The organism is Micromonospora sp. NPDC001898, assembly GCF_042891255.1.
GTDB lineage: Bacteria > Actinomycetota > Actinomycetes > Mycobacteriales > Micromonosporaceae > Micromonospora.
The window spans coordinates 187798-210635 of sequence record NZ_JBIATC010000005.1 but is presented as its reverse complement, the minus strand read 5'-3'; the positions used below and the strand labels follow the sequence as shown (position 1 = coordinate 210635).

The following is a 22838-nucleotide window of genomic DNA, read 5'->3' as shown; positions in this document are numbered from 1 at the left end:
GCCCCGCCGTCGACGACGGCGGACGTCTTTCCGGGACGCGGGCGCTCGTTGGACACCATTGCGCACGGTGGGACCGATGGGAAACCATCAGCCACATTTGTGACCTGGGCCACAGGCAGAATGGGGACGAAACACCATTTAACGGTCGGTAATCGCGCTCAGAGTGGAATGCCCTCCAACAGGTCGGTCACCATCGCGGCGATGGGCGACCGCTCGGACCGGGTCAGCGTGACGTGCGCGAACAGGGGGTGGCCCCTGAGCGCCTCGATCACGGCGGTCACCCCGTCGTGCCGCCCCACCCGCAGGTTGTCCCGCTGGGCGACGTCGTGGGTGAGGACCACCCGCGAGCCCTGGCCGATCCGGGACAGCACGGTGAGCAGCACGCCCCGCTCCAGCGACTGGGCCTCGTCCACGATGACGAAGGCGTCGTGCAGGCTGCGGCCCCGGATGTGGGTGAGCGGCAGGACCTCCAGGATCCCCCGGGCCATGACCTCCTCCAGCACGTTCTCGTGCACCACCGCGCCGAGGGTGTCGAAGACCGCCTGCGCCCAGGGCGACATCTTCTCGGTCTCGGAGCCGGGCAGGTAGCCCAACTCCTGGCCACCGACGGCGTAGAGCGGGCGGAAGACGACCACCTTCTTGTGCCGGCGCCGCTCCATCACCGCCTCCAGGCCGGCGCACAGCGCCAGCGCCGACTTGCCGGTGCCGGCCCGGCCGCCCAGCGAGACGATCCCGATCGACTCGTCCAGCAGCAGGTCGAGGGCGATCCGCTGCTCGGCCGAGCGGCCGTGCACGCCGAACGCCTCCCGGTCGCCCCGGACCAGCCGGACCGTCTTGTCGGGCAGCACCCGGCCCAGCGCGGAGCCGCGCGTTGATTGCAGCACCAGCCCGGTGTGGCAGGACAGCCCGGCTGCGGCGTCCACGTCCAGGGTCTCGCCCGCGTAGAGCCGACCGATCTCGTCCTCAGCCAACTCCAGATCGGCCATCCCCGTCCAGGTCGGGTCACTGGCCTGGCCGTGCCGGTACTCGTCGGCGTGCAGCCCGACCGAGGCCGCCTTCACCCGCAGCGGCATGTCCTTGCTGACCAGGGTCACCTCCCGCCCCTCGGCGGCGAGGTTGAGCGCGACCGAAAGGATCCGGGCGTCGTTGGACTCGTTGCGGAAGCCGGGCGGCAGCACGCCGTCGTCCGTGTGGTTCAGCTCCACCCGCAGGGTGCCGCCGTCGTCGTTGGCGGGCACCGGCCGGTCCAGCCGGCCGTGACGTACGCGCAGTTCGTCCAGCATGCGCAGCGACTGCCGGGCGAACCAGCCCAGCTCCGGATGGTGCCGCTTGCCCTCCAATTCGGAGATGACCACGAGGGGCAGCACCACCTCGTGCTCGGCGAACCGGTGGAACGCCGCCGGGTCCGAGAGCAGGACCGAGGTGTCCAGGACGAACGCCTGGCCGGCTGGTCGGGGCTCCTCGGGCTCGACCGGGGCAGCCGCGCGGCGGCTCCGGGTGGCGCGGCGGGTCGTGGCAGTCGCGGCCGGGGTCTGGTCGGCACCGGCGGGGGTACGGCGAGTCGTCACAGGCCTGCTCCGACGGATGGGCACCCGGCCATCCGCGTTCCGCCTCGTCCGGTGCCCGGGGACACGGGGTCGGATGCGGGCCCCGTGCGCGAGGTCGCAGATCCGGGCTGACCGGCTGGCTCGGGGGAGCCCCGTGCCATGACTAGACGCTAGCCCCGCCGGGACGTCCCGGCTAGAGGTTGTCGACTGGATCTCCGGCGACGGGCCGGCGGGCGGGCACGGCGGACCGGCCGGGATGCATGCCCCCTGCGCGCATCCCGGCCGGCCGGTGGGGCCACGGTCACCGGTCTGACGTGGCCCCGACGGTGCGCGTCCGCCGCGGACGACGCACCGGGCTCGTGCCGCCCCGGCGGGAGCCGGCGGTCCGACCCTCCCCCCGGCCGGCGGAAGCCGGCGGGCGGGGGGCGTAGCCGCCGCCGGAAGCCAGGCCGGAGCCGCCGCCGCGAGCTGGCGGCCGGCCGGGCCTGCTCAGCCCCGCCACCGGACCAGGGCGCCGGTGGGGTGCCGCCCGCTCGCGTTGGCCGGCGCGGCGACCGCCACGGCACCCCTGCGGGACGGTGCGGCGAAGGACGAGCCGGTGTAGGTGGTGCCCTGCCGGGCGGCCTGGCCGCTCCGGTCGCGGGCCGGCGGCGGGCCGGCCAGGGCTGAGGCGATGGCCGCCTGCGCCTCCCGGCGGCGCCGGTTCCAGGCGCCCCGGTCGCCGTCGAAGTACCCCTGCCGGTACCCGAAGCGGTAGCCGATCCGGTAGCTGAGCTGACCGTGCAGCCGGCCGGCAGCGTAACTGGTCGAGCCGAGGACGAGGACGAGGAAGACCGCGAGGAAAGGACTCATCCGGCGGCCCCCCGGCGGGACGTCCCGGCGGCTGCGCGGCGGGACAGCGGCTCGGCGCGGCGGGACGGCGGCGCGGCGGGACGGCGGCGCGGCGGGACGCTCATCGTTCCTCCGGCTCGACGGAGGTGGGGTCGGTGGCCAGCAGCCGGTCCAGGTCGTCGGTGCTGACCTCCTCGGTCAGTTCGACGCTGATCCGGCAGCCGTCCAGGACCACCTCGGCGACCGAGGAGCGGCGGATCTCGCCGCCGGCGTCGTAGACCCGGACGCTGAGCTCCGGGCAGCCGAGGTGGGTCCGCCAGGCGTTCCACTCCACCCGATCTCCCACGTTGAGCGACAGGAAACGGCAGCCCCTGGCTAGGTAGAGGCGCCACGGCGCGCTCAGCCCGGCGGCCACCCCCTCCGCGATCAGGCCGAATGCCTGGGCGCGAGTGGCGAGTTCGGTCACCACACCTCCCTCGTACCGGTTGAGGGACGCATGCGAGCACCAGTCGTCTCAGGCACGTGACACACGGTAGATTGTCCCATGAACGTGACAGTATCAGCTTTTCGTCCGATCACACCGGCACTGACCGGCACCTATTCCACCCCTGGTGAGGCCCCACGAAACCGGTGCGGAACGGTCACCCGACGGGTCGTACGCGTGTCCCACTCACGTGACAGAAGCGCGCCCCGCGACCGGACCAGACGTGAGTGGTCGTACCGTCACGGAGTGACCGAGAGCGCTCACGCCCGGAAAATCGCCTTCGCCGCCTTCGTTCGCCGGGCCCTCGACGACGCCCGGGCCATGCGCGCCTGGAGCGGAACCGAGGCCTCCCGGCGTACCGGCGTCTCCCGCCAGACCATCAACCGCTGGGTCCGGGGGGACTGGGTCAGCGACCCGGAGGCCGAGCGGGTGGTCGCCTTCTGCGAGGGCCTCGGCCTCAACCCGACGGCCGCCTTCGCGGCGCTCGGCTGGGACCGGGCGGCCACCCCGCGCCCCGCGCCCGGCCCACCTCCGATGGACCCGGACGTGGAGGCGCTGCTGCGCCGGCTGATCGACCCGAACGTGTCGGACGCGGAGAAGTTCCACATCCGGGAAACCATCCGATACCTCGCTTATCGCCCAACCCTTCCCATCGATGTCCGGAAAATGGGTAATCGGGCGGGGTAGTTCCTCAGATGGCGAAAGAACGGCAGGATCGAACCCATTCGTTTGCCTTCGGGGGAGGAACGGGAGCGCTAGCGTCCCTATTCGTACTGCTTGGGCTCGTCATCGGCGGGGGGACGGGACAAGGCCGAACTCAGCCCTGCGGGACAGAAGGAGGGGTCTGTCCATGACCCTGAAGTGGTTGGCAGTCGTGGTCGCGGTGGTGTCCCTGACATCGGCCGTGACCGGCAACCTGGTGCTCGGCGCGGCCGGTGGCGGGCAGCTCCCCGTGGTCGCCAACGTCCTCGCGCTCACCACCGCCGGCACGGCGGTCGTCCTGGCCGTCGTCGCCGAGCTGCACGACCGGCTCAACGACCGGATCAGCGCGCTCACCGAGTTCCTGGTGGCCCGGCTCAACGAGATCGAGGCGCGCACCGGCGACCGGAACACCGGTTTCGTGGAGGGCTACCTGCTCAGCCACGGCCAGGACGCCGAGGTGGTGCCGTTCGGACGACGGGGTCGGGGAGCCTCCGAACGCTGACCTGAACCGGTCCGGGGAGACTCGTCTCGACCACGGATAGGCCGCTCACTCCGGGGTACGCTTTCGCCCGTGCCACCACCGTTGAATCTGGGCAACCAACAGCCGAAGACCCCGCTGGACGCCGACCGGGCCTGGCAGGCGACCGCCAGCCGGGTGGGCGACACCGTCCTCTTCTTCGACTTCGACGGCACACTCGCGCCCGTCGACGACGACCCGACGGCGGTACTGCCGGCCCCGAAGGTGTTGGCCGCGATCGAGGCCCTCGCGCCGCTGGTCCGGCGGATCGCGATCGTCTCCGCCCGGCCGGTGGAGTTCCTCCGCGACCAACTCGGCGGGCTGGCCGGCGTCGACCTCTACGGCCTCTACGGGCTGGAGCACAGCCACTCCGGCGGCGAGACGGTCACCGAGCCGGCGGCACTGCCCTGGGTGCCGACCATGCGGGAGCTGGCCGACCTCGCCCGCGCCGAGTTGCCGGCCGGGGCGCTGGTCGAGTTCAAGCGGCTTTCCGTGGCTCTGCACTGGCGCACCGCCCCGCAGCTCGGCGCCCAGGTGCAGGAATGGGGCCGGGCCCAGGCCGACCGGCTCGGTCTGCGCGTGCAGGCCGGCCGGATGGTGCTGGAGATCAAGCCTCCGGTCGACCGGGACAAGGGAATGGTCATCGGCGAGGTGGTCCGGGACGCCGGCGGCGCCTGGTACTTCGGCGACGACGTCTCCGACATCAAGGCGTTCGCGGCGCTGCGCGCCCGCGCGGCGGCGGACCCGGAGTTCCTCGGGGTCTGCGTGGCGGTGGCCAACCCGGAGACCGGCCACGAGGTCGCCGAGGCCGCCGACCTGACGATCGACTCCCCCGCCGCCCTCGGCGACTTCCTCACCGAGGCCCTCCCCCACCTACGCTGAGGACGCCCACACCCCGCCGGTGGGAAACGGGGCGGGTCAGGTGCCGAAACGGCGCTGGCGGGTGGCGTACGAGCGCAGCGCGCGGAGGAAGTCGACCCGGCGGAAGTCGGGCCAGTTCAGCTCGCAGAAGTAGTACTCCGAGTGGGCCGACTGCCACAGCATGAAGCCCGACAGCCGCTGCTCTCCACTGGTCCGGATGATCAGGTCCGGGTCCGGCAGGCCGCGGGTGTAGAGGTGCTCGGAGATGTGGTCGACGTCCAACGCCTCGGCCAGTTCCTCGATGGTGCCGCCGGCTGCGGCATGCTCCAGCAGCAGCGAGCGGACCGCGTCGGCGATCTCGCGCCGGCCGCCGTACCCGACGGCGATGTTGACCTGGGCGCCGCCGACGCGCCCCCGGGTCCGTTCCTCGGCCGCCTTGAGCGCCGCCGAGTGCTGCGCCGGCAGGACGTCAAGTGCCCCGACCATCCGCAGCCGCCAGGGGTTGCCCTCCTCGGCCAGCTCGGTGCTCAGGTCCTCGATGATCTGGAGCAGCGGGTCCAGCTCCTCCGCCGGGCGGGACAGGTTGTCGGTGGAGAGCAGCCAGAGCGTCACGTGCCCCACCCCGGCGGCGTCACACCAGCGCAGCAGCTCCTTGATCCGCTCCGCGCCCATCCGGTGCCCGTCGTTGGGGTCGACGAATCCCATCTCACGGGCCCACCGGCGGTTTCCGTCGCACATCACGCCCACGTGCCGAGGCACCGGCTTGCCCGCGAGCATGGCCGTCAGCCGCCGCTCGTACACGGAGTAGAGGAGGTTCCGCAGAGTCATCACCTTGCAGAGTAGCGACCCGCCACCCGGATCAGTCCCGCGGTGGCCCATCCCGGGCCGAGAGTCCGATGCCGATCATCGCGAGGGTGCGTGCGTCCAGCAGGCCGTCGCCGAGGCCCAGCTCGACGACGGTGCCGAAGACCCGTTCGTCGCGGCGGGCCGCGCGCACCGCCCCGTCGACCACCCACCGCCGCCGGGCCAGCCGGGCCGCCGTCGAGCTGTGCCGCAGGTGGGTGCCGAGGCGACGGCGCAGGGCGGCGGCGTACCGCCGGGCGGCGGCGCCCGGGTCACCGGCCGCCGCCGCGCCGGCCAACGCGCCGGAGAGCAGCGCGTAGAAGATCCCCTCTCCGGTGAACGGGTTGATCAGCGACAACGCGTCCCCGGCGAGCACCAGCCGACCCCGGCCCGGCGGCGGGCGGTGGGTGGACAGCGGCAGGTGGTGGGCGCGCAGGGCGGTCACCGCGGCCGGGTCGGTGCCGGGCAGCAGCGCGGCCAGCCGGTCCAGCAGGTGGGCGCGGGTCAGCGGCTCGCCCCGCAGCACCTCCCCGTACCCGACGTTCGCCCGCCCGTCGCCGATCGGGAACGACCACGCGTACGCCGGCCAGCGCGGTGCCGAGGTGACGATGAGCTGCTCGGACGGGCCCGGCCGGGCCTGGGCGTACCCCCGGACGGCCAGCGCCAGGTGGCGGTCCGGGTTCGGCGGGTGGCCGAGCGCCCGGCGGACCACCGACCCGGCGCCGTCCGCGCCGACCACCGCCCGCGCGGCGACGTCGCCGTCGAGCACCACCCACCCGTCGCGCGCCTCGACCCGGCGCACGGCGTGCCGGCGCAGCTCCGCGCCGGCCGCCACCGCCGCCGCCACCAGCCGGGCGTCGAAGACCTTCCGGGGCACCGTGTACGCGGGCCGGGGCAGCGGCCGGGCCACCGCCCCGCCGTTGGGCCCGACCAGCCGCAGCCGGGGCAGCGGGACGTACCCGTCGACGGCGTCGGTGACGCCCAGCCCGGCGAGGACATCCAGCGCGTGCGCGGCGATGCCGTCCCCGCACGCCTTGTCCCGGGGGAAGTCGGCCCGGTCCAGCAGCAGCACCCGGGCCCCGACCCGGCGGGCCGCCAGCGCGGCGGCCGCCCCGGCCGGGCCCGCCCCGACCACCGCCACGTCGTACTCGTCGGTCATGCCGCCTCCCCCTGCTCCGTGCGCTCAGCCCGGCACGCCCGGCCGGCGCGCCACGACCTGCTCGGTGCGCTCAGCCCGGCACGGCCGCTTGCTCGACCCGGCCGGCGCGCCACAACCCGTACAACGCCAGGGCGGCGGCGGCGAGCAACGGCCCGCCGTCGCGAATCAGGCCGTCGATCCCAAGCAGCCACCAGCACAGCGGCAGGTCGACGGCGAGCACGCCGAGGGTGATCGCCACCAGCAGCGACCTGGCCCAGCGCTTGCCGCGCATGAGGAAGGCGGTGCAGAGCAGCACGAGGTAGCTGACCCCGATGCCGGCGGCGAACCAGAACAGCACGGCGGGCACGGCGGCCAACCGACCGTCCAGGATCGCGCCGGTGGCGACCAGGGCCGGGACCAGCATCAACGGGCTGTACGTGAACGCGGCGACCCGGCTGGTGAGCAGCCAGCCGGTGACCGGCGGGCGCTTCGGGGCGACCTCCTGCCAGGAGATCGTCCCGCCGGAGACGACCAGGCCCTTGCGGTGCCGGACCAGGTGGCCCGCGACCGCGTCCGAGCGGTACAGCAGCCAGACCACGGCCACGCAGAGCGCGGCCAGCAGGGCGAAGCCGAGCAGCCCGGGCAGTGGCGGCACGCCCTGCCGGGGCACCACCAGCCGGCCCACCGCGAAGACCGTGGTGACGGCGAGGATCAGCCCGAACGGCCTGGCCACGGTACGGCCCCGGCGGACGTGCCCGATCAGCACCAGGAAGCCGAGCGAGCGGAGCATCGCCCAGCCGGTGCGTACCGCGAGCCCGAACTCCTGCTCCGGCGCGTACCACCAGTTGAGCAGCTCGACCACGACGGTGGCCGCCGCCGTCACGGCGAGCAGGATGGTCAGCGCCCGGACGGCGGACGGCCGCCGGACCTGGGTCTCGACGGCCGTCCTCATGGGATCAGATGATGCCCTGTACGGGGGCGGATCACACCTACCGCGTCGGCTGCTCCGCGTCGAGCCGGGCGCGCAGCGCGTCCAGCTCGGCCCAGAGCACGCCGGGGAGCTTGTCCCCGAACTTCTCGAACCACTCGGTGATCAGCGGCAGTTCCTCGCGCCACTCCGCCGGGTCGACCTTCAGCGCGATCCGGACGTCCTCCGGGGTCATGTCGAGGCCCTCGATGTCCAGCGCGTCCTGCGCCGGCACCATGCCGATCGGGGTCTCCACCGCGTCGGCCCGGCCCTCCAGCCGCTCGACGACCCACTTGAGCACCCGCGAGTTCTCGCCGAAGCCCGGCCAGAGGAAGCTGCCCTCGGCGTCCTTGCGGAACCAGTTGACGTAGTAAATCTTCGGCAGCTTGGACTCGTCGCCGTCGGTGCCCTTGCCCATCTCGATCCAGTGCCGGAAGTAGTCGCCGGCGTGGTAGCCGATGAACGGCAGCATGGCCATCGGGTCGCGGCGCACCACGCCCACCGCGCCGGACGCGGCGGCGGTGGTCTCCGAGGACAGCGTCGCCCCCAGGTAGACGCCGTGCACCCAGTCCCGGGCCTCGGTGACCAGCGGGATGGTGTCCCGGCGACGACCGCCGAACAGAATCGCGTCGATCGGCACGCCGTTCGGGTCGTAGTAGTCGTCGGACAGGATCGGGCACTGGGTGATCGGGGTGCAGAACCGGCTGTTCGCGTGCGAGGAGAGGCTGTCGCTCTGCGGCGTCCAGTCGTTGCCCTTCCAGTCGACCAGGTGCGCCGGCGGCTCGCCCATCCCCTCCCACCAGATGTCGCCGTCGTCGGTGAGGGCGACGTTGGTGAAGACGGAGTTGCCGCGGTCCAGCGTCCGCATCGCGTTGGCGTTGGTCTTCCAGTCGGTACCGGGGGCGACGCCGAAGAGGCCGTACTCGGGGTTGACCGCGTAGAGCCGGCCGTCCTGGCCGAAGCGCATCCAGGCGATGTCGTCGCCGATGGTCTCGACCTTCCAGCCCGGGATGGTCGGCTCCAGCATGGCCAGGTTGGTCTTGCCGCACGCGGACGGGAACGCCCCGGCGACGTGGTAGACCCGCCCCTCCGGTGAGGTGATCTTCAGGATCAGCATGTGCTCGGCGAGCCAGCCCTCGTCGCGCCCCATCACGCTGGCGATCCGCAGCGAGTAGCACTTCTTGCCGAGCAGCGAGTTGCCGCCGTAGCCGGAGCCGAAGGACCAGATCTCCCGGGTCTCCGGGAAGTGGGAGATGTACTTCGTCTCGTTGCACGGCCAGGTGACGTCCTGCTGGCCGGGGGCGAGCGGCGCGCCGATGGAGTGCAGCGCGTGGACGAAGTCCGCGTCGTCGCCCATCGCCTCCAGGACCTTCGCGCCCATCCGGGTCATGATGCGCATCGAGGCCACCACGTACGGGCTGTCGGTGATCTCGACGCCGAACATGGGGCTCTCGGCCTCGACCGGGCCCATGCAGAACGGGATGACGTACATGGTGCGTCCACGCATGCAGCCGCGGTACAGCTCGGTCATCGTCCGCTTCATCTCGGCCGGCGCCATCCAGTTGTTGGTGGGGCCGGCGTCCGCCTCGTCCACGGAGCAGATGAAGGTGCGCTCCTCGACCCGGGCGACGTCCGACGGGTCGGTGCGGGCGTAGAACGAGTTGGGCTTCTTCTCCGGGTTGAGCCGGATCAGGGTGCCGTTGTCGACGAGTTCGTCGGTGAGGCGGCGCCACTCCTCGTCGGACCCGTCCACCCACACGACCCGGTCCGGGGTGGTCAGTTCCGCTACTTCTCGGACCCAGGTGAGCAGTTCGGGGTGGGACGTCGGGGCCTGATCGATACCTCGAACGGTAGCCGGAGCAACCATGACACATCTCCTTGTGGTCGACGCTGACCGATCTATGGGATGCACGAGTTGGGACGGCGCGAGGCGTCGCCTTCGTGGAAACCTGGGATTGGCCTCAGCGTAAACCGGGCGACGTCGCGAGTCAGTGGGACTGGTTGTGAAGAACTGCACAAGGTGCGGCCACGCTGCGGCATCACGATCTAATACCCACTTTCACGCGCAGTTTCACGCAAATCCTTTGGTGAACCTTGGCCGAGGTCACCGCCGCACGGGGCGACTTCGGGTCAACGGCGCCGGGGTGGTACGGGTGGCCGGGGCGTTGACGCGGCTGGACCGACGCCGGAACTGCGCGACGGGTGACCCGCATCCATTCGGCAACCCCATCCACAATTGGCGCACCGCGGGTTACGGTGTGCTCACCGACGCGCGTCGGTGCTCCCGGCGGCTCAGCCTGGCCCCGCGCCCCCGCAGCGCGCCGGGGGGCCGGTCGCCCGTTGGTGCCCGCCTCCGGCGGATGGAACCGGTACGCTCGGCGGGTGGCCGCGACGATGACCGGGGACCAGTCAGGCCCCCCGCCGACCCGCCCGGGTCCGGTACGCACCCTGATTGACCGTTTCGGTCATCTGGTCCGCGAGCTCAGCAAGTTCGCGACCGTGGGCAGCGTGGCCTTCCTCGTCGACTTCGCCCTCTTCAACTACCTGGTCAACGCCCAGGGCTTCGAGCAGGTGACCTCGAAGACGATCTCCACCGTGATCGCCGCGACCGTCGCCTTCGTCGGCAACCGGTTCTGGACGTGGCGGCACCGCCAGCGTTCCAACCCGGCCCGCGAGTACGCGCTGTTCTTCTTCTTCAACGCGGTCGGCCTGGGCATCGCGGTGGCCTGCCTGGCGATCAGCCGGTACGGCCTCGGCGCCCTCTGGCCCGGCGTCTTCCAGACCGCGCTCGCCGACAACGTCGCCAGCTTCATCGTCGGCACCGGCCTCGGCACCCTGTTCCGGTTCTGGTCGTACCGAAGGTTCGTCTTCGTGGAAGCGGGAACCCAAACCGTCGAAGCGGGAACCCAGTCCGTCGAGGCGGGAACCCAGACCGTCACGGGAGCGGCCCTCGACCGGGAACCCCGGGCGTGACCTGCCGCCCCTCTCGTCCGGCCGGGCCTAACCGGCCCCGCCCACTCGCCTAAGGTGTTGCCCATGCGTCTTGTCCGTCTGCTGCCTGAGCGCTGGCAGAAGTTCATCCATGAGGCGCTCAAATTCGGCATCGTCGGCGGCATCAACACCGTCATCAATTACGCGGTGTTCAACGCGCTGGCACTCACCGTCTTCCGGGAGGGCCAGCTCAAGGCGACTGCCATCGCCACCGTGGTGGCGACGATCACGTCGTATCTGATGAATCGGCACTGGACGTACCGGGATCGCCCAAAAGCGGCGCTACGTCGAGAATACGCCCTTTTCTTCCTGTTCAACGCGACCGGATTGCTTATCGAGCTCGGCGTCCTGGCGGCGGCAAAGTACGGCCTCGGCATGACCAGCCTGCTCGCCCTGAACGTGGCGAAGACCGGCGGCGTGCTACTGGCCACCCTCTTCCGCTTCTGGTCGTACCGGACGTTCGTCTTCCAGCCCGCGCCGGTCGAGCCACAGGCCGACACCTGGCACACCATTCCCCGAGACGAGTGGGACACGATGGCCGAGATGGACCCGGTCGCCGAACTGGCCGAGTCGGTCAGCGAGCTGGAGGAGGCCGAGCCGGAGCCCGGAACCCGCCGGCCGGCAGGCCGCCGCAGTGGCGCCGCCCCGACGCAGGGGCGTCCCGCGCCGGCCGACGCCGCGCTCGGGGCCACGCTTGACGGCGAACTGGCGGCGGAACTCGCCGACGAGCTGCACGCCGGCACCCGCCGGCGCCGGCGGTGAGCCGCGACGTGACCGACATCGCCACGCCGGGGACCGGCCCGGACCGCCCCAGCCCCGCCACGCCGCAGCCCGGCCCCGATCGTCCCGGCCCCGATCGTCCTGGCTTCGCCGGTCCGGGGACGCCCCCCGCCGGCACCGGACCAATCGCCTGGGATCAGGCCGGACCGACCGTCCCGGAGCAGGCCGGCGACGCCGGATCGGCCGGCCCACAGCAGACCGGCACCGCCGACACCGAACCGGCCGCCCCGGAGCAGGCCCGACCGATCGTCCCGGAGCAAGCCCGACCGGCCGCCCCGGAGCAAGCCCGACCGGCCGCCCCGGAGCAGGCCGCTCCCGGTTCGCCGACGACGCACCACGAGAGCTCGGCCGCCGTGCCGGGCGGCAGCGCCGTCGCGCCGTCCCCGGTGGGCCTTCCGGTGCGATCGGGCACGGGCGCACCGGCCGAGCTGTTCTTCGAGGACCTGACTCCCGGGCGTACCTTCGATCTGGGCGTGGTGCTGGTGGACGGCGACGAGATGGTCGCCTTCGCCCGCCGGTTCGACCCGCAGTGGTACCACGTCGATCCCGAACAGGCCGCCGCGAGCCACCACGGCGGGCTGATCGCCAGCGGCTTCTACACGGTCAGCCTCTTCATGCGGGCGTATGTCGACCACGTGCTGGCCCGGGCTGCGGCCGACGCCTCCCCCGGACTGGAGGAACTGCGTTGGCTGGCCCCGGTACGGGCCGGCGACCGCCTGACGGTGCGCCTAGACGTGGCGGGCAGTCGCCCGTCCACCGCCCGGCCGGGGCTCGGCACGGTCAGCCTCACCGGCACGATGTTCCGCCTCGGGCCGGACGACCAGCCGGACCGAGAGGTGCTCCGCACCCGCTTCCGCGGCTGGTTCACCCTCCGCCCCACCTGACTCCGACCCCACCCGGCCCCCACCCGCTGCGGGAGGGGGCCGGGTGGGTGAGGTCAGGAGGTGGGGTCTCGGAGGGGTTTACCCTCGCGCATGTCAGCGAGGATCTCGCGCATCTCGCCGTCGCCGAGGGAGTGCCGGTCGTGGTGCGCCTCGACCAGCTCGTACAGCTTGGTCTGCACCCGGTCCACCCCCGGGACGTCGGTCAGCATCGACTGGCCGCGCTCGCCGGCCGACTCGATGGTCAGCGTGCCGCAGCCGAGCAGCCGCTCGACGAAGCGCTGGCTCATCGCGTGGTCGTTGATCCGGGTGAGCGGGATGTCCCGCCGGTCCCGGGAGAGCACCCCCTGCTGGAGCAGCACCCGCTCGTTGGTGAACAGGTAGTGCGTACTGCGCCAGACCAGGAACGGCCAGAGCCCGAACCAGAGCACGAGCAGCAGGGCGAGCCCCGCGACCGCGTACAGGGCGATGGTCGAGGCCTCGCCGTCCGGGAGCAGGATCCAGGCCGCCACCACTGCGGCGACGGCGAGCACCAGCACCAGTACCGGCCGCACGACCGACTTCCAGTGCGGATGCAGGTGCAGCACGACGTGCTCGTCCTCGGTGAGCACGTCTTCGGGGAACGCCACGGGAACCTCCTCGCAGAACGGACGCGCTGACCGTAACCGGTCGACGCGCACAGTTGGATCAGCCGGTGCGGTGGTTCCCGCGTGGCGGCTAGCGCAGGTGCAGGACGTCGCCGGCCGCGAGGGCGCGCGGGCCGACGGGGGTGTCGACGATGAGCTGACCGTCGGGGTCGACGCCGGTGGCCGTGCCGGTGACCTCGTCGCCGCCGGGCAGCAGCACCCGCACCGGCCGACCGACGGTGGCGCAGGCGGCCAGGTAGGCGTCGCGCAGGCCGCTGGCCACCGCGTCCCCGCCGGCGGAGCGCCACCGGTCGTACCAGTCGGCGAGCGAGCGCAGCAGGGCGCGGACCAGCGGGTCCCGGTCGGTGGCGGTGGCCCCGGCCAGTCGCAGCGAGGTGGCGGGCAGGCCGGTCGGGTTCTCCGGCAGCTCGCCGGCCCCGAGGGTGACGTTGAGGCCGATGCCGAGCACGACCGCCGTCGGCCGGTCCGGGGCCGGGCCGGGCACCGCCTCGGCCAGGATGCCGGCGCACTTCGCGTCGCCGACGAGCAGGTCGTTGGGCCATTTCAGGGCGGCGTCCAGCTCGGCCAGCCGGGCCACCGTCTCCACCAGTGCGACGCCGGCGAGCAGCGGCAGCCAGCCGTACCCCGAGGCGGGGGCCGGCGGCCAGCCGCGTTCCGCGACGGCCTCGCCGGGCCGCAGCAGGACGCTGGTCGCGATGCCCGCGCGGGGCGGCGACTGCCAGGACCGGCCGCGCCGACCCCGACCGGCGGTCTGCCGCTCGGCGACCACGACCAGCCCCTCCGGCTCCCCCGCCTGGGCCGCCTCGGCGACGTCGGCGTTGGTGGAGCCGGTCTCGTCGCGCAGGTCGAGGTGCCGCCAGGGCCCGTGCGGGGCGACCAGCGCGCGGCGCAGCCGGGCCGCCGACAGCGGCGGGCGGTCCAGGTCGGTGTACGGGGAGCCGGGCATCCCGCCAGCCTACGGCCCGCCCCGGCGGCCGGCCGGGAACCGTCGGCGGAGCCCGCACTGAGGCGCACTACACACCGCGCCGGCCTGAACCATCGTTATATTCCCAGGGTGACTACCGAGACCGGGATCAACATCCACAGCACCGCCGGCAAGCTGGCGGACCTGGAGCGACGGGTCGACGAGGCGGTGCACGCCGGGTCGGCGCGGGCGGTCGAGAAGCAGCACGCGCGGGGCAAGAAGACCGCCCGGGAACGGATCGAGATGCTGCTCGACGAGGGCTCCTTCGTCGAGCTGGACGAGTTCGCCCGGCACCGGTCCACCAACTTCGGCCTGGAGCGGACCCGCCCGTACGGCGACGGGGTGATCACCGGCTACGGCACGGTCGACGGCCGGCAGGTCTGCGTCTTCTCCCAGGACTTCACGGTCTTCGGCGGCTCCCTCGGCGAGGTCTTCGGCGAGAAGATCGTCAAGGTGATGGACCTGGCCATGAAGATCGGCTGCCCGGTGGTCGGCATCAACGACTCCGGCGGGGCCCGGATCCAGGAGGGCGTCGCCTCGCTCGGCCTCTACGGTGAGATCTTCTTCCGCAACGTGCGGGCCAGCGGCGTCATCCCGCAGGTCTCCCTGATCATGGGGCCGTGCGCGGGCGGCGCGGTGTACTCCCCGGCGGTCACCGACTTCACCGTGATGGTCGACCAGACCTCGCACATGTTCATCACCGGCCCGGACGTGATCAAGACGGTCACCGGCGAGGACGTGGCGATGGAGGAGTTGGGCGGCGCGCGGACGCACAACTCGCGCAGCGGCAACGCGCACTACCTCGGCACGGACGAGGAGGACGCGGTCGAGTACGTCAAGGCGCTGCTGTCGTACCTGCCGTCGAACAACCTGGACGAGCCACCGGTGTTCGAGGCCCCGGCCGACCTGACGGTCACGGACTCCGACCGTGAGCTGGACACCCTGATCCCCGACTCGGCCAACCAGCCGTACGACATGCACCGGGTGATCGAGCACGTCCTCGACGACGGCGAGTTCCTGGAGGTCCAGCCGCTCTACGCGCAGAACCTCGTCGTCGGCTTCGGCCGGGTCGAGGGCCGCCCGGTCGGCGTGGTGGCCAACCAGCCGATGCACTTCGCCGGCACCCTCGACATCGCCGCGTCGGAGAAGGCCGCCCGGTTCGTGCGCACCTGCGACGCGTTCAACGTCCCGGTGCTGACCTTCGTGGACGTCCCCGGCTTCCTGCCCGGCACCGGCCAGGAGTGGGACGGCATCATCCGCCGGGGCGCCAAGCTGATCTACGCGTACGCCGAGGCCACCGTCCCGAAGGTCACCGTCATCACCCGCAAGGCGTACGGCGGGGCGTACGACGTGATGGGCTCCAAGCACCTCGGCGCGGACCTGAACTTCGCCTGGCCGACCGCGCAGATCGCGGTGATGGGCGCGCAGGGCGCGGTGAACATCCTGTACCGCTCGGAGTTGGCGAAGGCCGACGACCCCGCCGCCGTGCGGGCCGAGAAGATCGCCGACTACGAGGACACCCTGGCCAACCCGTACATCGCCGCCGAACGTGGGTACATCGACTCGGTGATCTCGCCGCACGAGACGCGTACCCAGATCGTCCGCGCGCTTCGGGTGCTGCGTACCAAGCGCGAGACGCTCCCGCCGAAGAAGCACGGCAACATCCCGCTGTAGGCGGGTGGCAGGGCTCCTGTCGGGCGTACCCCCGGCAGGAGCCCCGGCCGACGCCGGTCCTCAGCAGGACGGGTTGGCGGCGACGCACAGCCGCCGGGCGGCGGTACGGCCCAGTTCGAGCAGTTCCGCGTCGCTCGTCCAACGGAGGGAACTCGGCAGGTCGACGCCCAGCTCGGACGCCGGGACGATGACGGTGACCAGGTCCCCGACCCGGACGACCATCCGGGTCTCCGAGGGGTACCGCACGTCCAGGGACTTGCCCGTCGCGACGTCCACCGGCTGCGACAGGGTCTGCCGCAGCAGGACCGCCTCGTCGCCGGCGAAGTCGCGCTCGACCGCCCGCCAGGTGTGCGCCACGGAGGCCGTGACGGTGCCCGGGCCCCACGGCCTGGGTGCCACCTCGGTCCAGCCGGCGCAGGCGGTCACGATGCGGTCCAGCCCGGTGAAGAACCGGGCGGACGCCCCGGGGGTGAGTCGGTACACGTCCTGGGTGAGCACCAGGCCACCCGACGACCATGCCTGACCGGGCATGTCCTTCTGCAGCAGGGTCTGCGAGCGGGAGTAGCGGGACACGGTCTGCTGCCCCGACAGTCCCCTGCCGTCGGCGCAGATCTCCAGCAGCGGGTCCACCCGCACCTGTTCCCCCAGCCCCGCGTCCCCCAGGCGCACGTTGCTCCGCACGCCGACGTCGGCCGGCTCCAGCAGCGCCTCCTGCGGGATCTCGGCCTGCCCGGACGGCTCCGGCTCGGGCTGGAACAGCCGCCGGTCGGCCCAGGACGCCAACGGCGCGACCGCGCCGTCCCGGCCGCCGATCGCCACGGCGGAGACCGAGGCGACGGCCAGCACCGCGATCGCCGCCGCCACCGCCGTACGCCGGCTGCGGCGGCGGGCCCGCGCCCGGATCTCCGCCGGCTCGGGCCAGCGGACTTCCCGCAGTTCCCGGTGTATCCGTTCGGCGAACGTCAGGTCGTCACGCATCGGTGGCCTCCTCCAGGTCAGAGACGGCGAGCAGCCCGGCGAGCGCGACCCGCCCCCGGGAGAGTCGGGCCTTCACCGTGCCGACCGGGGCTGCGGTCTCCCGCGCCACCTCGGCGACCGGCATGCCGAGCAGGTAGTACAGGGCGAGGGCGACGCGCTGCTCCTCGGGGAGCCGGCGCAGCGCGGCCACCACCGCGACGGTGTCGGTGCTCGGCCCGGGCGTGGTGTCGTCGGCGCCGTGCCGCAGGTACGCCCTGGCCCGGCTACGCAGGCTCCGCCAGCGGCTGACCGCGATCCGGGAGGCGACGACCCGGACCCACGCCTCCGGGTCGTCGTAGCCGCGCACCGTGGACCAGCGCTGCCAGGCCCGGATGTACGCCTCCTGCACCGCGTCCTGCGCCTCGGCGAGATTGCCCGTGAGCGCGAAGACGAAGCCGAGCAGCCGCTGCCGGCTACCCCGGTAGAACTCGTCGAACCCGTCGACGTCCGGCACCTGCCACCTCCCCCGTGTCGGTCGCAGTGGACACGCGCGGGCCGGGTGGCGCGGTTGCCGGATCAGCCGACCGGTTTTGCCGGCTGTCCGGTCAGACGGTTAGACCGGCGTCGGTGAGGATCGGGCCGGCCAGCAGCGCCGCGCCGACGACCAGGGCGAGCAGGTTGACCAGCGCGAACAGCGCCACCCAGAACAGCGGTGGGAACGGGGTGAGCCGGGCGAGCTGGTCGGCGTCGGACTCCGGCATCCGGCCCCGGGAGCGCATCCGCTGGAGTTCGACCACCGGCCGTACGCCGCCGAGGAGCAGGAACCAGACGCAGGTCCAGGCGAAGGCGGCCTGGACCTGTGGGGAGGCGTACCAGGACACGGCGAGCACCACCCCGCCGGTGACCAGCAGCGACAGCGCCCCGAAGACGTTGCGGACCATGACCAGCATGGCCAGCAGGAGCGCCACGGCCACCCAGAGCAGCAGGGTGATCCGGTTGCCGCCCAGCAGCCAGGCGCCGGCGACGCCGATCAGCGACGGTGCGACGTACCCGGCGAGCAGGGTGAGGATCATGCCGGGCCCGGTCGGCCGGCCCGCCGAGAGGGTCAGGCCGGAGGTGTCCGAGTGCAGCCGGACGCCGTGCAGCCGGCGGCCGGTGAGCAGGGCCGCGAGGGCGTGCCCGCCCTCGTGGGCGATGGTGACGGCGTTGCGGGCGATCCGCCAGGGCAGCCGGGTGGACACCACCACCAGCGCCACCGCGGCGGTGACGAGGACAAGCAGCGGTGGGGGGTCGGGCTGCGCGGTGAACAGCCGGTCCCAGAGCGTGCCCAGCCCGTCGATCGACACCATGGGGCGCGAGCCTACCGGCCCCGGCCCGACCCGGCCACGGCTGACGCCGGGGTGATCCGCGGGGCGTACCACTTCGCCCGGCCGAACATCTCCTCCGGCGCCACCCAGGCCAACTATCTCGCCAGCAACGGCGGCGCCTGGTCGGCGGACAGCCGCACCCTGCCTGCCGCGCTCGATCTCGAGGGCAACCCCTACGCCGGCGGGTACTGCTACGGCCTCAGCACGACCGGGATGCGCAACTGGGTCCAGGACTTCCTGAACACGTACCGGGCCCGCACCAGCCGGTACGCGGTCATCTACACCACCACGAGCTGGTGGAACCAGTGCACCGGCAGCTGGACCGGCCCGTGGGCCAACCACCCGCGCTGGCTCGCCCGCTGGGCGAGCACGCCGGGCACCCTGCCGGCCGGCGCGCCGTTCTACAGCTTCTGGCAGTACACCGCCACCGGGGCCGTCTCCGGGATCAGCGGCAACGTCGACCGCAACTACTGGAACGGCGACCGCACCCGGCTGATCGCGCTCGCGAACAACGGCTGATCCTGGCACCCGGACGGGCAGTTGGCGGCAGCGGGATCGACTGCGACCGTACGGTCGACAACTGGTCCGGCTGCCGCCAGCTCGCCACCTCGACGACCGGGGTCAGGCCCTCCGCCGTGACGCCACCGGCGTCGCGACCGGGCCGGAGATCCGCTCCTCGCGGGCCAACGCTCCGCGCCGGGTCATCCGCCAGGCGGCCACCCCGGCGACGGTGACGGTGACGACGCTGAACAGCGCGAACAGCACTGGCAGACCCGCACTCACCAGCAGCAGCACCACGTCGCCGAGGGCGACGAGCATCCACAGTGCCAGCCGGGGCCGGGTGTCCCTGATTCGGTGTCCCATGTCGTACCTCCTTCCGTCGTGGAGGTCATGTACCCCGTGTGACGGAAGGTCATGCAAGTCAATTTCGCGCGGATGAGAATTGCGCCGCGACGCGGCGGTGTTCCGCCGCCCGCAACCGCCGGTCAGTCCTTACGATCGGGCTCGAAGTTCTTCGCGATCAGCTCGAACTCATCGAGGTTGGCCGCCCACTCTGAGGCGGGAACCTCCCAGCGGATGGCGTATCCGCGGTTCTTGGCCGTCACGAAGCCGCGGTTGCGGACGTGGAGGCGGGTGTTGTCCCGGGTCTCCAGCCACTCCCAGTCCGCGCAGGTCTTCCAGAAGCCCGGGACGGTCCGGATGCCCAGGTTCTTGTAGTTGTTGACTCTCGTCCCCCGGTCGCCCTCGATGGCCCGCCACGCCGCTGCGGCGTCGCGCTGAGGCCTGTCGGTCCGGTCGATGGTCACCTCGCGGACCCCGTTCGGCTCCCGGAACTGCACCCACGTGCTGCCCGCGCTGCGCCGCCATCCCTTCGGCAGCGGCATGCTGAAGCCGGTCGGGTCCTTGTGCAGGGTCCACCCGTCGGGCAGCACCAGCCCGGTCGGGCTCGGCGTCGGCGGGGCGGCGCTCGTCGGCGACGGCGCGGGCGCCGAGGTCACCGGCGCCGACGGGGCGACCGAGGCGCTGCTCGTGGCACCGGCCTGCGGGCCGCCGCCCTTCTCCGGATCGTCGTCGTTGCCGAGCAACGGGACCACCACCAGCAGCCCGATCAGCAGCACCGCGACCAACGCGCCGATCAGCAGGTTACGCCGTCGGTGATCGGGCTTGACGCCCGCGACGACGGCGGCCCGGCCCGACGAGACCGGCGGAGAACTCACCGGGGCCGACATCACGGACGTGGCCCGCTCACGGGGCGGGATGGGCGGCGGGACCGGCGCGTCGGCGGCCGGCTCGACGCGCGTGTCGTCGACGGCACCGCCCCGCGCGGTCTCCGGCTCGGACAGCTTCGCGGTCGGCTCGGACAGCTTGGCCGTCGGGTCAGCGGTCGCCCCTCCCACGCCGGCAGCCGTCGCCGGCCGGTCGAGGACCGGACCCGGTTCGGTGACCTTCGCGGTCGGATCCGCGTCGATGGGCGGCGTCGTCCGGTCGACCTTCGCGGTCGGATCGGCGTCCGCGCCGGCGGGGACCTTCGCGGTCGCGTCGCCGCCACTCACGCCGGCTGCCCCCGAACCGGCCGCCGCGGCAGCGGCGAACCCCGGGGTACGCGGCGTGGGCGGGGTGACCGTCCGCTCCGTGCCCTGCTCGGCCGGGCGCGGAGCCGGCACCACGGTCCGGCGCGGCTCGCGCGGGCCGTTCGGCCCCGGCCGGCGTACGCCGTCGAGCAGTGAGATGCCCTTCGCCCGTCGGCCGGCGGCCCGGCGCAGCAGCCGCTCCGCAGCCACCGCGTCGATCCGCTCGGCCGGGTCCTTGCGCAGCAGGCCGGTCAGCACCGCCTTGAGCGGGCCGGCGTTCTTCGGCGGCGGCATCGGTTCCGTGGCGAGCGCGGCGAGGGTCCCTATCGCCGACGGCCGGGCGTACGGCGACTTGCCCTCGACCGCCGCGTAGAGCGTCGCGCCCAGCGACCACAGGTCGGCCTCCGGCCCGGCGGTGCCGTCCTTCGCCCGCTCCGGGGCGATGTACGCCGGGGAGCCGAGCACCATGCCGGTCCGCGTCACGTTCGGATCGCCGGGGATGGTGGCCAGCCCGAAATCGGTCAGCACCACCCGGCCGTCGTCGCCGATCAGCACGTTGCCGGGCTTGACGTCGCGGTGCATGACGCCGGCCTTGTGCGCCGCATTCAGCGCGCCGAGCACACCGAGGCCGACATCGATCGCCTTGGCCAGCGACACCGGCCCGCTCTCGGCCAGGATGTCCTGAAGGGACTTCGACGGCACGTACTCCATGACGATCCACGGATCACCATCGGTACGCAGCACGTCGAAGATGCGGACCACGTTGACGTGGTTGAGCCGCGCGATCGCGCGGGCCTCCCGCAGCGAGCGTTCCCGCATCTCGCGGCGCTCCTCGGCGGTGAGGCTGGGCGGCGGGACCAATTCCTTGATCGCCACGTCCCGGTGCAGCACCTCGTCGCGCGCCTTCCACACCCGACCCATGCCACCCTGGCCGAGCGGCGAGATGAGCCGGTACCGGTCGGCGACGAGTTGGGGAAGCGGGTTCGACATCGCAGGAGACGGTACCCGGCGGCGGCTCGCCGTACACCGCCGGCACGCCTACAGTGCGGCGAAGGTCAAGTTCGCGACGCGTACGCTGAGCCCATGTCTGCCGAAGAGCCGCTGTTGCGGGTTACCCGGGGTGTGCCGACCGCCGAGGAATTGGCCGCCCTGGTCGGCGCGGTTGTCTCCCGGACCCGCCCCGTCGCCGCAGCCGGACCGGTCGCCGCCTCGGTCTGGACCCGCAGCAGCCGACCGGCCGCGGCGACGCCCGCCGCCGGCCCCGGAGCGTGGCGGGCCTCCGGCCTGCCCCGCTGACTCCAGGCGTACACGGGGCTGCCGGACGTCACGGGCACCCGTTAACCTCACTCAGGGACACGGTGCCGTGACAGGTTGGGAGGGCCGATGACCCCCGAGGAGGACCGCCCCGCGCGCTGGTTGAGCGACTACGGGGGCATCGAGGCCGACATCCGCCAGCTACGCGACTTCGCCGACAGGCTCCAGGCCGAGGTGGAGCGGAACTACACGCCCCACCTGTCGTACATCGCGGACGACATGAAGGCGAAGATCCCCAACCCCGCCGACGCCTTCGTGGAGCTGGTGCAGTTCCTCCAGGCCCACAACGAGACCCAGCGGGCCACGGCCACGATGGTCTGGTCCGTCGGCGGCGCCACCGGCCGCCTGGCCGCCGCAGCCGGAAGGATCGCCACGAAGTACGCCGACACCGACGCCTTCTCCGCCGCCCGCGTCTCCGACGTCGAGCGCGCCCTGGCCGACCCCAGCGTCGTCGTCCCGACCCGCCCCACACCCACCCTGCCCGACCCGGCCGGCCCCGACAGCGGGCCGGGGCGGGTGGTGTTGCCGTGATCGAGCGAGGCAGCGGCCGGACGCCCGGCCTCACCGACTGGCGGCTGATGGACCTGCTCAGCATGTGGGCCTGCATTCAGGACCATGACACCACCGGGCACTGGAAGCAGGTCGCCGGCTGGCGCAAGGTCTGCGACCTCGCCCAGGCCCACCTGGGCCGATTGAAGGAGTACCGGCGCGGCCTGGCCGAAGCCTGGCCACCGGCGAAGAACGCGGCCGCCCGCGCGTACCTGGGCGAACTCGACGACCTCATCGACAAGGTGCAGCGCACCCACGACACGGCCGCCGCGAACTACGACGCCCTCGCCGCTGCCACCCGCGCGATCAGCGGCGCCCGCGTCGAGCTGAAGCCGCTCCACGACGCGTACGTGACCAAGCTTCAGCAGAAGCGGACGTACGAGGCGACGCTGGCAGACCCGAAGGCTGCGATGGGCAGCCGGGTGCCGGACAAGCCCGTGACCGACGTCGACCTGGAACGACTCAACGCCCAAGCCCGGACCCTGATGTACGGCCTCAGCGGCGAACTCCAACAGGCCCAGGTAATGCTCCGCCAACCCCCGCCGCCACCATCCCGACCTGGCCGACAGCCCAATGACCCAGACGTCTACGGTAACACCACCATCCCAGTTATCCCGCCCGTCCTACCAGTTCCAATCACAGCACCTATTACGACTTCGCCAAGCTTTTCTGTGAAGGGACCACGGACGGCGCTGCCTGTCAGTCGCGCCCCGGTAACAGGGCCTAACCTAGGAACGGGGCCTGTCCTTGGC

General features: G+C 72.6%; 23 protein-coding genes and 1 pseudogene. 10 read left to right on the top strand and 14 right to left on the bottom strand.

Going from position 1 to position 22838, the window contains the following annotated elements; genetic code table 11:
- Positions 1-158 precede the first annotated feature (158 nt).
- From ACFYZF_RS14045 to ACFYZF_RS14035, 3 genes are all read right to left on the bottom strand, one after another.
- The gene (locus ACFYZF_RS14045) at positions 159-1568 is read right to left on the bottom strand and encodes a PhoH family protein (protein ID WP_387019792.1); all 1410 of its coding nucleotides are present in this window, start codon (positions 1566-1568) and stop codon (positions 159-161) included.
- 468 nt (positions 1569-2036) lie between these two features.
- The gene (locus ACFYZF_RS14040) at positions 2037-2399 is read right to left on the bottom strand and encodes a hypothetical protein (RefSeq protein WP_387019789.1); all 363 of its coding nucleotides are present in this window, start codon (positions 2397-2399) and stop codon (positions 2037-2039) included.
- Between the two features lie 100 nt (positions 2400-2499).
- Positions 2500-2844 (bottom strand): hypothetical protein, encoded by a 345-nt coding sequence (locus ACFYZF_RS14035; RefSeq protein ID WP_350880777.1) that lies wholly within the window; start codon positions 2842-2844, stop codon positions 2500-2502.
- Between the two features lie 264 nt (positions 2845-3108).
- Between ACFYZF_RS14035 and ACFYZF_RS14030 the strand changes: the two genes are divergently transcribed.
- The 3 genes from ACFYZF_RS14030 (at position 3109) to otsB (ending at position 4963) form a co-directional block, all read left to right on the top strand.
- Positions 3109-3549, top strand: coding sequence for a helix-turn-helix domain-containing protein (locus tag ACFYZF_RS14030; RefSeq protein WP_387019787.1), 441 nt, complete (start codon positions 3109-3111; stop codon positions 3547-3549).
- A 163-nt stretch (positions 3550-3712) separates the two neighbouring features.
- On the top strand, positions 3713-4066 hold the full coding sequence (locus tag ACFYZF_RS14025; protein ID WP_387019785.1) for a hypothetical protein: 354 nt from the start codon (positions 3713-3715) through the stop codon (positions 4064-4066).
- 69 nt (positions 4067-4135) lie between these two features.
- Positions 4136-4963, top strand: a complete 828-nt coding sequence (gene otsB / locus ACFYZF_RS14020) for a trehalose-phosphatase (protein ID WP_387019783.1) — start codon at positions 4136-4138, stop codon at positions 4961-4963.
- 36 nt (positions 4964-4999) lie between these two features.
- Here otsB and ACFYZF_RS14015 read toward each other — a convergent pair whose 3' ends face one another.
- The 4 genes from ACFYZF_RS14015 to ACFYZF_RS14000 all read right to left on the bottom strand — a co-directional run bounded on the left by ACFYZF_RS14015 (position 5000) and on the right by ACFYZF_RS14000 (position 9757).
- Positions 5000-5770, bottom strand: coding sequence for an isoprenyl transferase (locus ACFYZF_RS14015; protein WP_387019780.1), 771 nt, complete (start codon positions 5768-5770; stop codon positions 5000-5002).
- 31 nt (positions 5771-5801) lie between these two features.
- A complete protein-coding gene (locus ACFYZF_RS14010; protein WP_387019777.1) occupies positions 5802-6944 on the bottom strand; it encodes a geranylgeranyl reductase family protein in 1143 nt (380 codons plus the stop codon).
- Between the two features lie 70 nt (positions 6945-7014).
- Positions 7015-7875 carry a hypothetical protein gene (locus ACFYZF_RS14005; protein WP_387019774.1) on the bottom strand — a complete coding sequence of 287 codons (861 nt, stop codon included), beginning with the start codon at positions 7873-7875 and terminating at the stop codon, positions 7015-7017.
- A 37-nt stretch (positions 7876-7912) separates the two neighbouring features.
- A complete protein-coding gene (locus tag ACFYZF_RS14000) occupies positions 7913-9757 on the bottom strand; it encodes a phosphoenolpyruvate carboxykinase (GTP) (protein WP_387019771.1) in 1845 nt (614 codons plus the stop codon).
- A 527-nt stretch (positions 9758-10284) separates the two neighbouring features.
- Between ACFYZF_RS14000 and ACFYZF_RS13995 the strand changes: the two genes are divergently transcribed.
- From ACFYZF_RS13995 to ACFYZF_RS13985, 3 genes are all read left to right on the top strand, one after another.
- The gene (locus ACFYZF_RS13995) at positions 10285-10863 is read left to right on the top strand and encodes a GtrA family protein (protein WP_387020406.1); all 579 of its coding nucleotides are present in this window, start codon (positions 10285-10287) and stop codon (positions 10861-10863) included.
- Positions 10864-10926: 63 nt separating this feature from the next.
- Entirely contained in the window at positions 10927-11643 is a 717-nt protein-coding gene (locus tag ACFYZF_RS13990) for a GtrA family protein (protein WP_387020404.1), read from the top strand.
- 8 nt (positions 11644-11651) lie between these two features.
- Positions 11652-12545 (top strand): MaoC/PaaZ C-terminal domain-containing protein, encoded by an 894-nt coding sequence (locus ACFYZF_RS13985; protein ID WP_387019768.1) that lies wholly within the window; start codon positions 11652-11654, stop codon positions 12543-12545.
- A gap of 53 nt (positions 12546-12598) precedes the next feature.
- Here the strand turns inward: ACFYZF_RS13985 and ACFYZF_RS13980 are convergent, their stop codons facing one another.
- Both ACFYZF_RS13980 and ACFYZF_RS13975 read right to left on the bottom strand, forming a co-directional pair.
- Positions 12599-13171 (bottom strand): PH domain-containing protein, encoded by a 573-nt coding sequence (locus ACFYZF_RS13980; protein WP_387019765.1) that lies wholly within the window; start codon positions 13169-13171, stop codon positions 12599-12601.
- An 88-nt stretch (positions 13172-13259) separates the two neighbouring features.
- Entirely contained in the window at positions 13260-14135 is an 876-nt protein-coding gene (locus tag ACFYZF_RS13975; RefSeq protein ID WP_387019762.1) for a biotin--[acetyl-CoA-carboxylase] ligase, read from the bottom strand.
- Positions 14136-14243: 108 nt separating this feature from the next.
- Between ACFYZF_RS13975 and ACFYZF_RS13970 the strand changes: the two genes are divergently transcribed.
- Positions 14244-15827: an acyl-CoA carboxylase subunit beta gene (locus tag ACFYZF_RS13970; RefSeq protein ID WP_387019759.1), complete on the top strand. Its 1584-nt coding sequence runs from the start codon at positions 14244-14246 to the stop codon at positions 15825-15827.
- 60 nt (positions 15828-15887) lie between these two features.
- On the opposite strand, the gene ACFYZF_RS13965 is transcribed toward ACFYZF_RS13970, so the two are convergent.
- The 3 genes from ACFYZF_RS13965 to ACFYZF_RS13955 form a co-directional block, all read right to left on the bottom strand.
- On the bottom strand, positions 15888-16805 hold the full coding sequence (locus ACFYZF_RS13965) for a hypothetical protein (protein ID WP_387019757.1): 918 nt from the start codon (positions 16803-16805) through the stop codon (positions 15888-15890).
- Positions 16798-17298 carry a SigE family RNA polymerase sigma factor gene (locus ACFYZF_RS13960; protein WP_387019754.1) on the bottom strand — a complete coding sequence of 167 codons (501 nt, stop codon included), beginning with the start codon at positions 17296-17298 and terminating at the stop codon, positions 16798-16800. Before ACFYZF_RS13960 ends, ACFYZF_RS13965 begins: the two co-directional genes overlap by 8 nt.
- A 91-nt stretch (positions 17299-17389) precedes the next feature.
- A complete protein-coding gene (locus ACFYZF_RS13955) occupies positions 17390-18133 on the bottom strand; it encodes a M50 family metallopeptidase (RefSeq protein WP_387019751.1) in 744 nt (247 codons plus the stop codon).
- Between the two features lie 42 nt (positions 18134-18175).
- Here ACFYZF_RS13955 and ACFYZF_RS13950 point away from each other — a divergent pair.
- Positions 18176-18670 (top strand): annotated as a pseudogene (locus ACFYZF_RS13950) (GH25 family lysozyme); the annotation flags it as partial.
- A gap of 102 nt (positions 18671-18772) precedes the next feature.
- Here ACFYZF_RS13950 and ACFYZF_RS13945 read toward each other — a convergent pair.
- Together ACFYZF_RS13945 and ACFYZF_RS13940 are read right to left on the bottom strand one after the other, a co-directional pair.
- Entirely contained in the window at positions 18773-19015 is a 243-nt protein-coding gene (locus tag ACFYZF_RS13945; protein ID WP_387019749.1) for a hypothetical protein, read from the bottom strand.
- Positions 19016-19137: 122 nt separating this feature from the next.
- Positions 19138-21213, bottom strand: coding sequence for a protein kinase (locus ACFYZF_RS13940; RefSeq protein WP_387019746.1), 2076 nt, complete (start codon positions 21211-21213; stop codon positions 19138-19140).
- A gap of 93 nt (positions 21214-21306) precedes the next feature.
- On the opposite strand from ACFYZF_RS13940, the gene ACFYZF_RS13935 reads away from it, so the two are divergent.
- Positions 21307-21519, top strand: coding sequence for an acyl-CoA carboxylase subunit epsilon (locus ACFYZF_RS13935; protein WP_387019744.1), 213 nt, complete (start codon positions 21307-21309; stop codon positions 21517-21519).
- An 87-nt stretch (positions 21520-21606) separates the two neighbouring features.
- Positions 21607-22068, top strand: coding sequence for a hypothetical protein (locus tag ACFYZF_RS13930; RefSeq protein WP_387019741.1), 462 nt, complete (start codon positions 21607-21609; stop codon positions 22066-22068).
- Positions 22069-22838: the final 770 nt, after the last annotated feature.

What these genes read in the sequence shown, in the direction of transcription:
- ACFYZF_RS13990 (WP_387020404.1), top strand. Translation starts at nt 10,927, where the DNA reads ATGCGTCTTGTCCGTCTGCTGCCTGAGCGCTGGCAGAAGTTCATCCAT.
- ACFYZF_RS13995 (WP_387020406.1), top strand. Translation starts at nt 10,285, where the DNA reads ATGACCGGGGACCAGTCAGGCCCCCCGCCGACCCGCCCGGGTCCGGTA.
- ACFYZF_RS14005 (WP_387019774.1), bottom strand. Translation starts at nt 7,875, where the DNA reads ATGAGGACGGCCGTCGAGACCCAGGTCCGGCGGCCGTCCGCCGTCCGG.
- ACFYZF_RS14000 (WP_387019771.1), bottom strand. Translation starts at nt 9,757, where the DNA reads ATGGTTGCTCCGGCTACCGTTCGAGGTATCGATCAGGCCCCGACGTCC.
- ACFYZF_RS13965 (WP_387019757.1), bottom strand. Translation starts at nt 16,805, where the DNA reads ATGCGTGACGACCTGACGTTCGCCGAACGGATACACCGGGAACTGCGG.
- ACFYZF_RS14015 (WP_387019780.1), bottom strand. Translation starts at nt 5,770, where the DNA reads ATGACTCTGCGGAACCTCCTCTACTCCGTGTACGAGCGGCGGCTGACG.
- ACFYZF_RS13975 (WP_387019762.1), bottom strand. Translation starts at nt 14,135, where the DNA reads ATGCCCGGCTCCCCGTACACCGACCTGGACCGCCCGCCGCTGTCGGCG.
- ACFYZF_RS14010 (WP_387019777.1), bottom strand. Translation starts at nt 6,944, where the DNA reads ATGACCGACGAGTACGACGTGGCGGTGGTCGGGGCGGGCCCGGCCGGG.
- ACFYZF_RS14025 (WP_387019785.1), top strand. Translation starts at nt 3,713, where the DNA reads ATGACCCTGAAGTGGTTGGCAGTCGTGGTCGCGGTGGTGTCCCTGACA.
- ACFYZF_RS14040 (WP_387019789.1), bottom strand. Translation starts at nt 2,399, where the DNA reads ATGAGTCCTTTCCTCGCGGTCTTCCTCGTCCTCGTCCTCGGCTCGACC.
- ACFYZF_RS13940 (WP_387019746.1), bottom strand. Translation starts at nt 21,213, where the DNA reads ATGTCGAACCCGCTTCCCCAACTCGTCGCCGACCGGTACCGGCTCATC.
- ACFYZF_RS13935 (WP_387019744.1), top strand. Translation starts at nt 21,307, where the DNA reads ATGTCTGCCGAAGAGCCGCTGTTGCGGGTTACCCGGGGTGTGCCGACC.
- ACFYZF_RS13945 (WP_387019749.1), bottom strand. Translation starts at nt 19,015, where the DNA reads ATGGGACACCGAATCAGGGACACCCGGCCCCGGCTGGCACTGTGGATG.
- ACFYZF_RS13930 (WP_387019741.1), top strand. Translation starts at nt 21,607, where the DNA reads ATGACCCCCGAGGAGGACCGCCCCGCGCGCTGGTTGAGCGACTACGGG.
- ACFYZF_RS13955 (WP_387019751.1), bottom strand. Translation starts at nt 18,133, where the DNA reads ATGGTGTCGATCGACGGGCTGGGCACGCTCTGGGACCGGCTGTTCACC.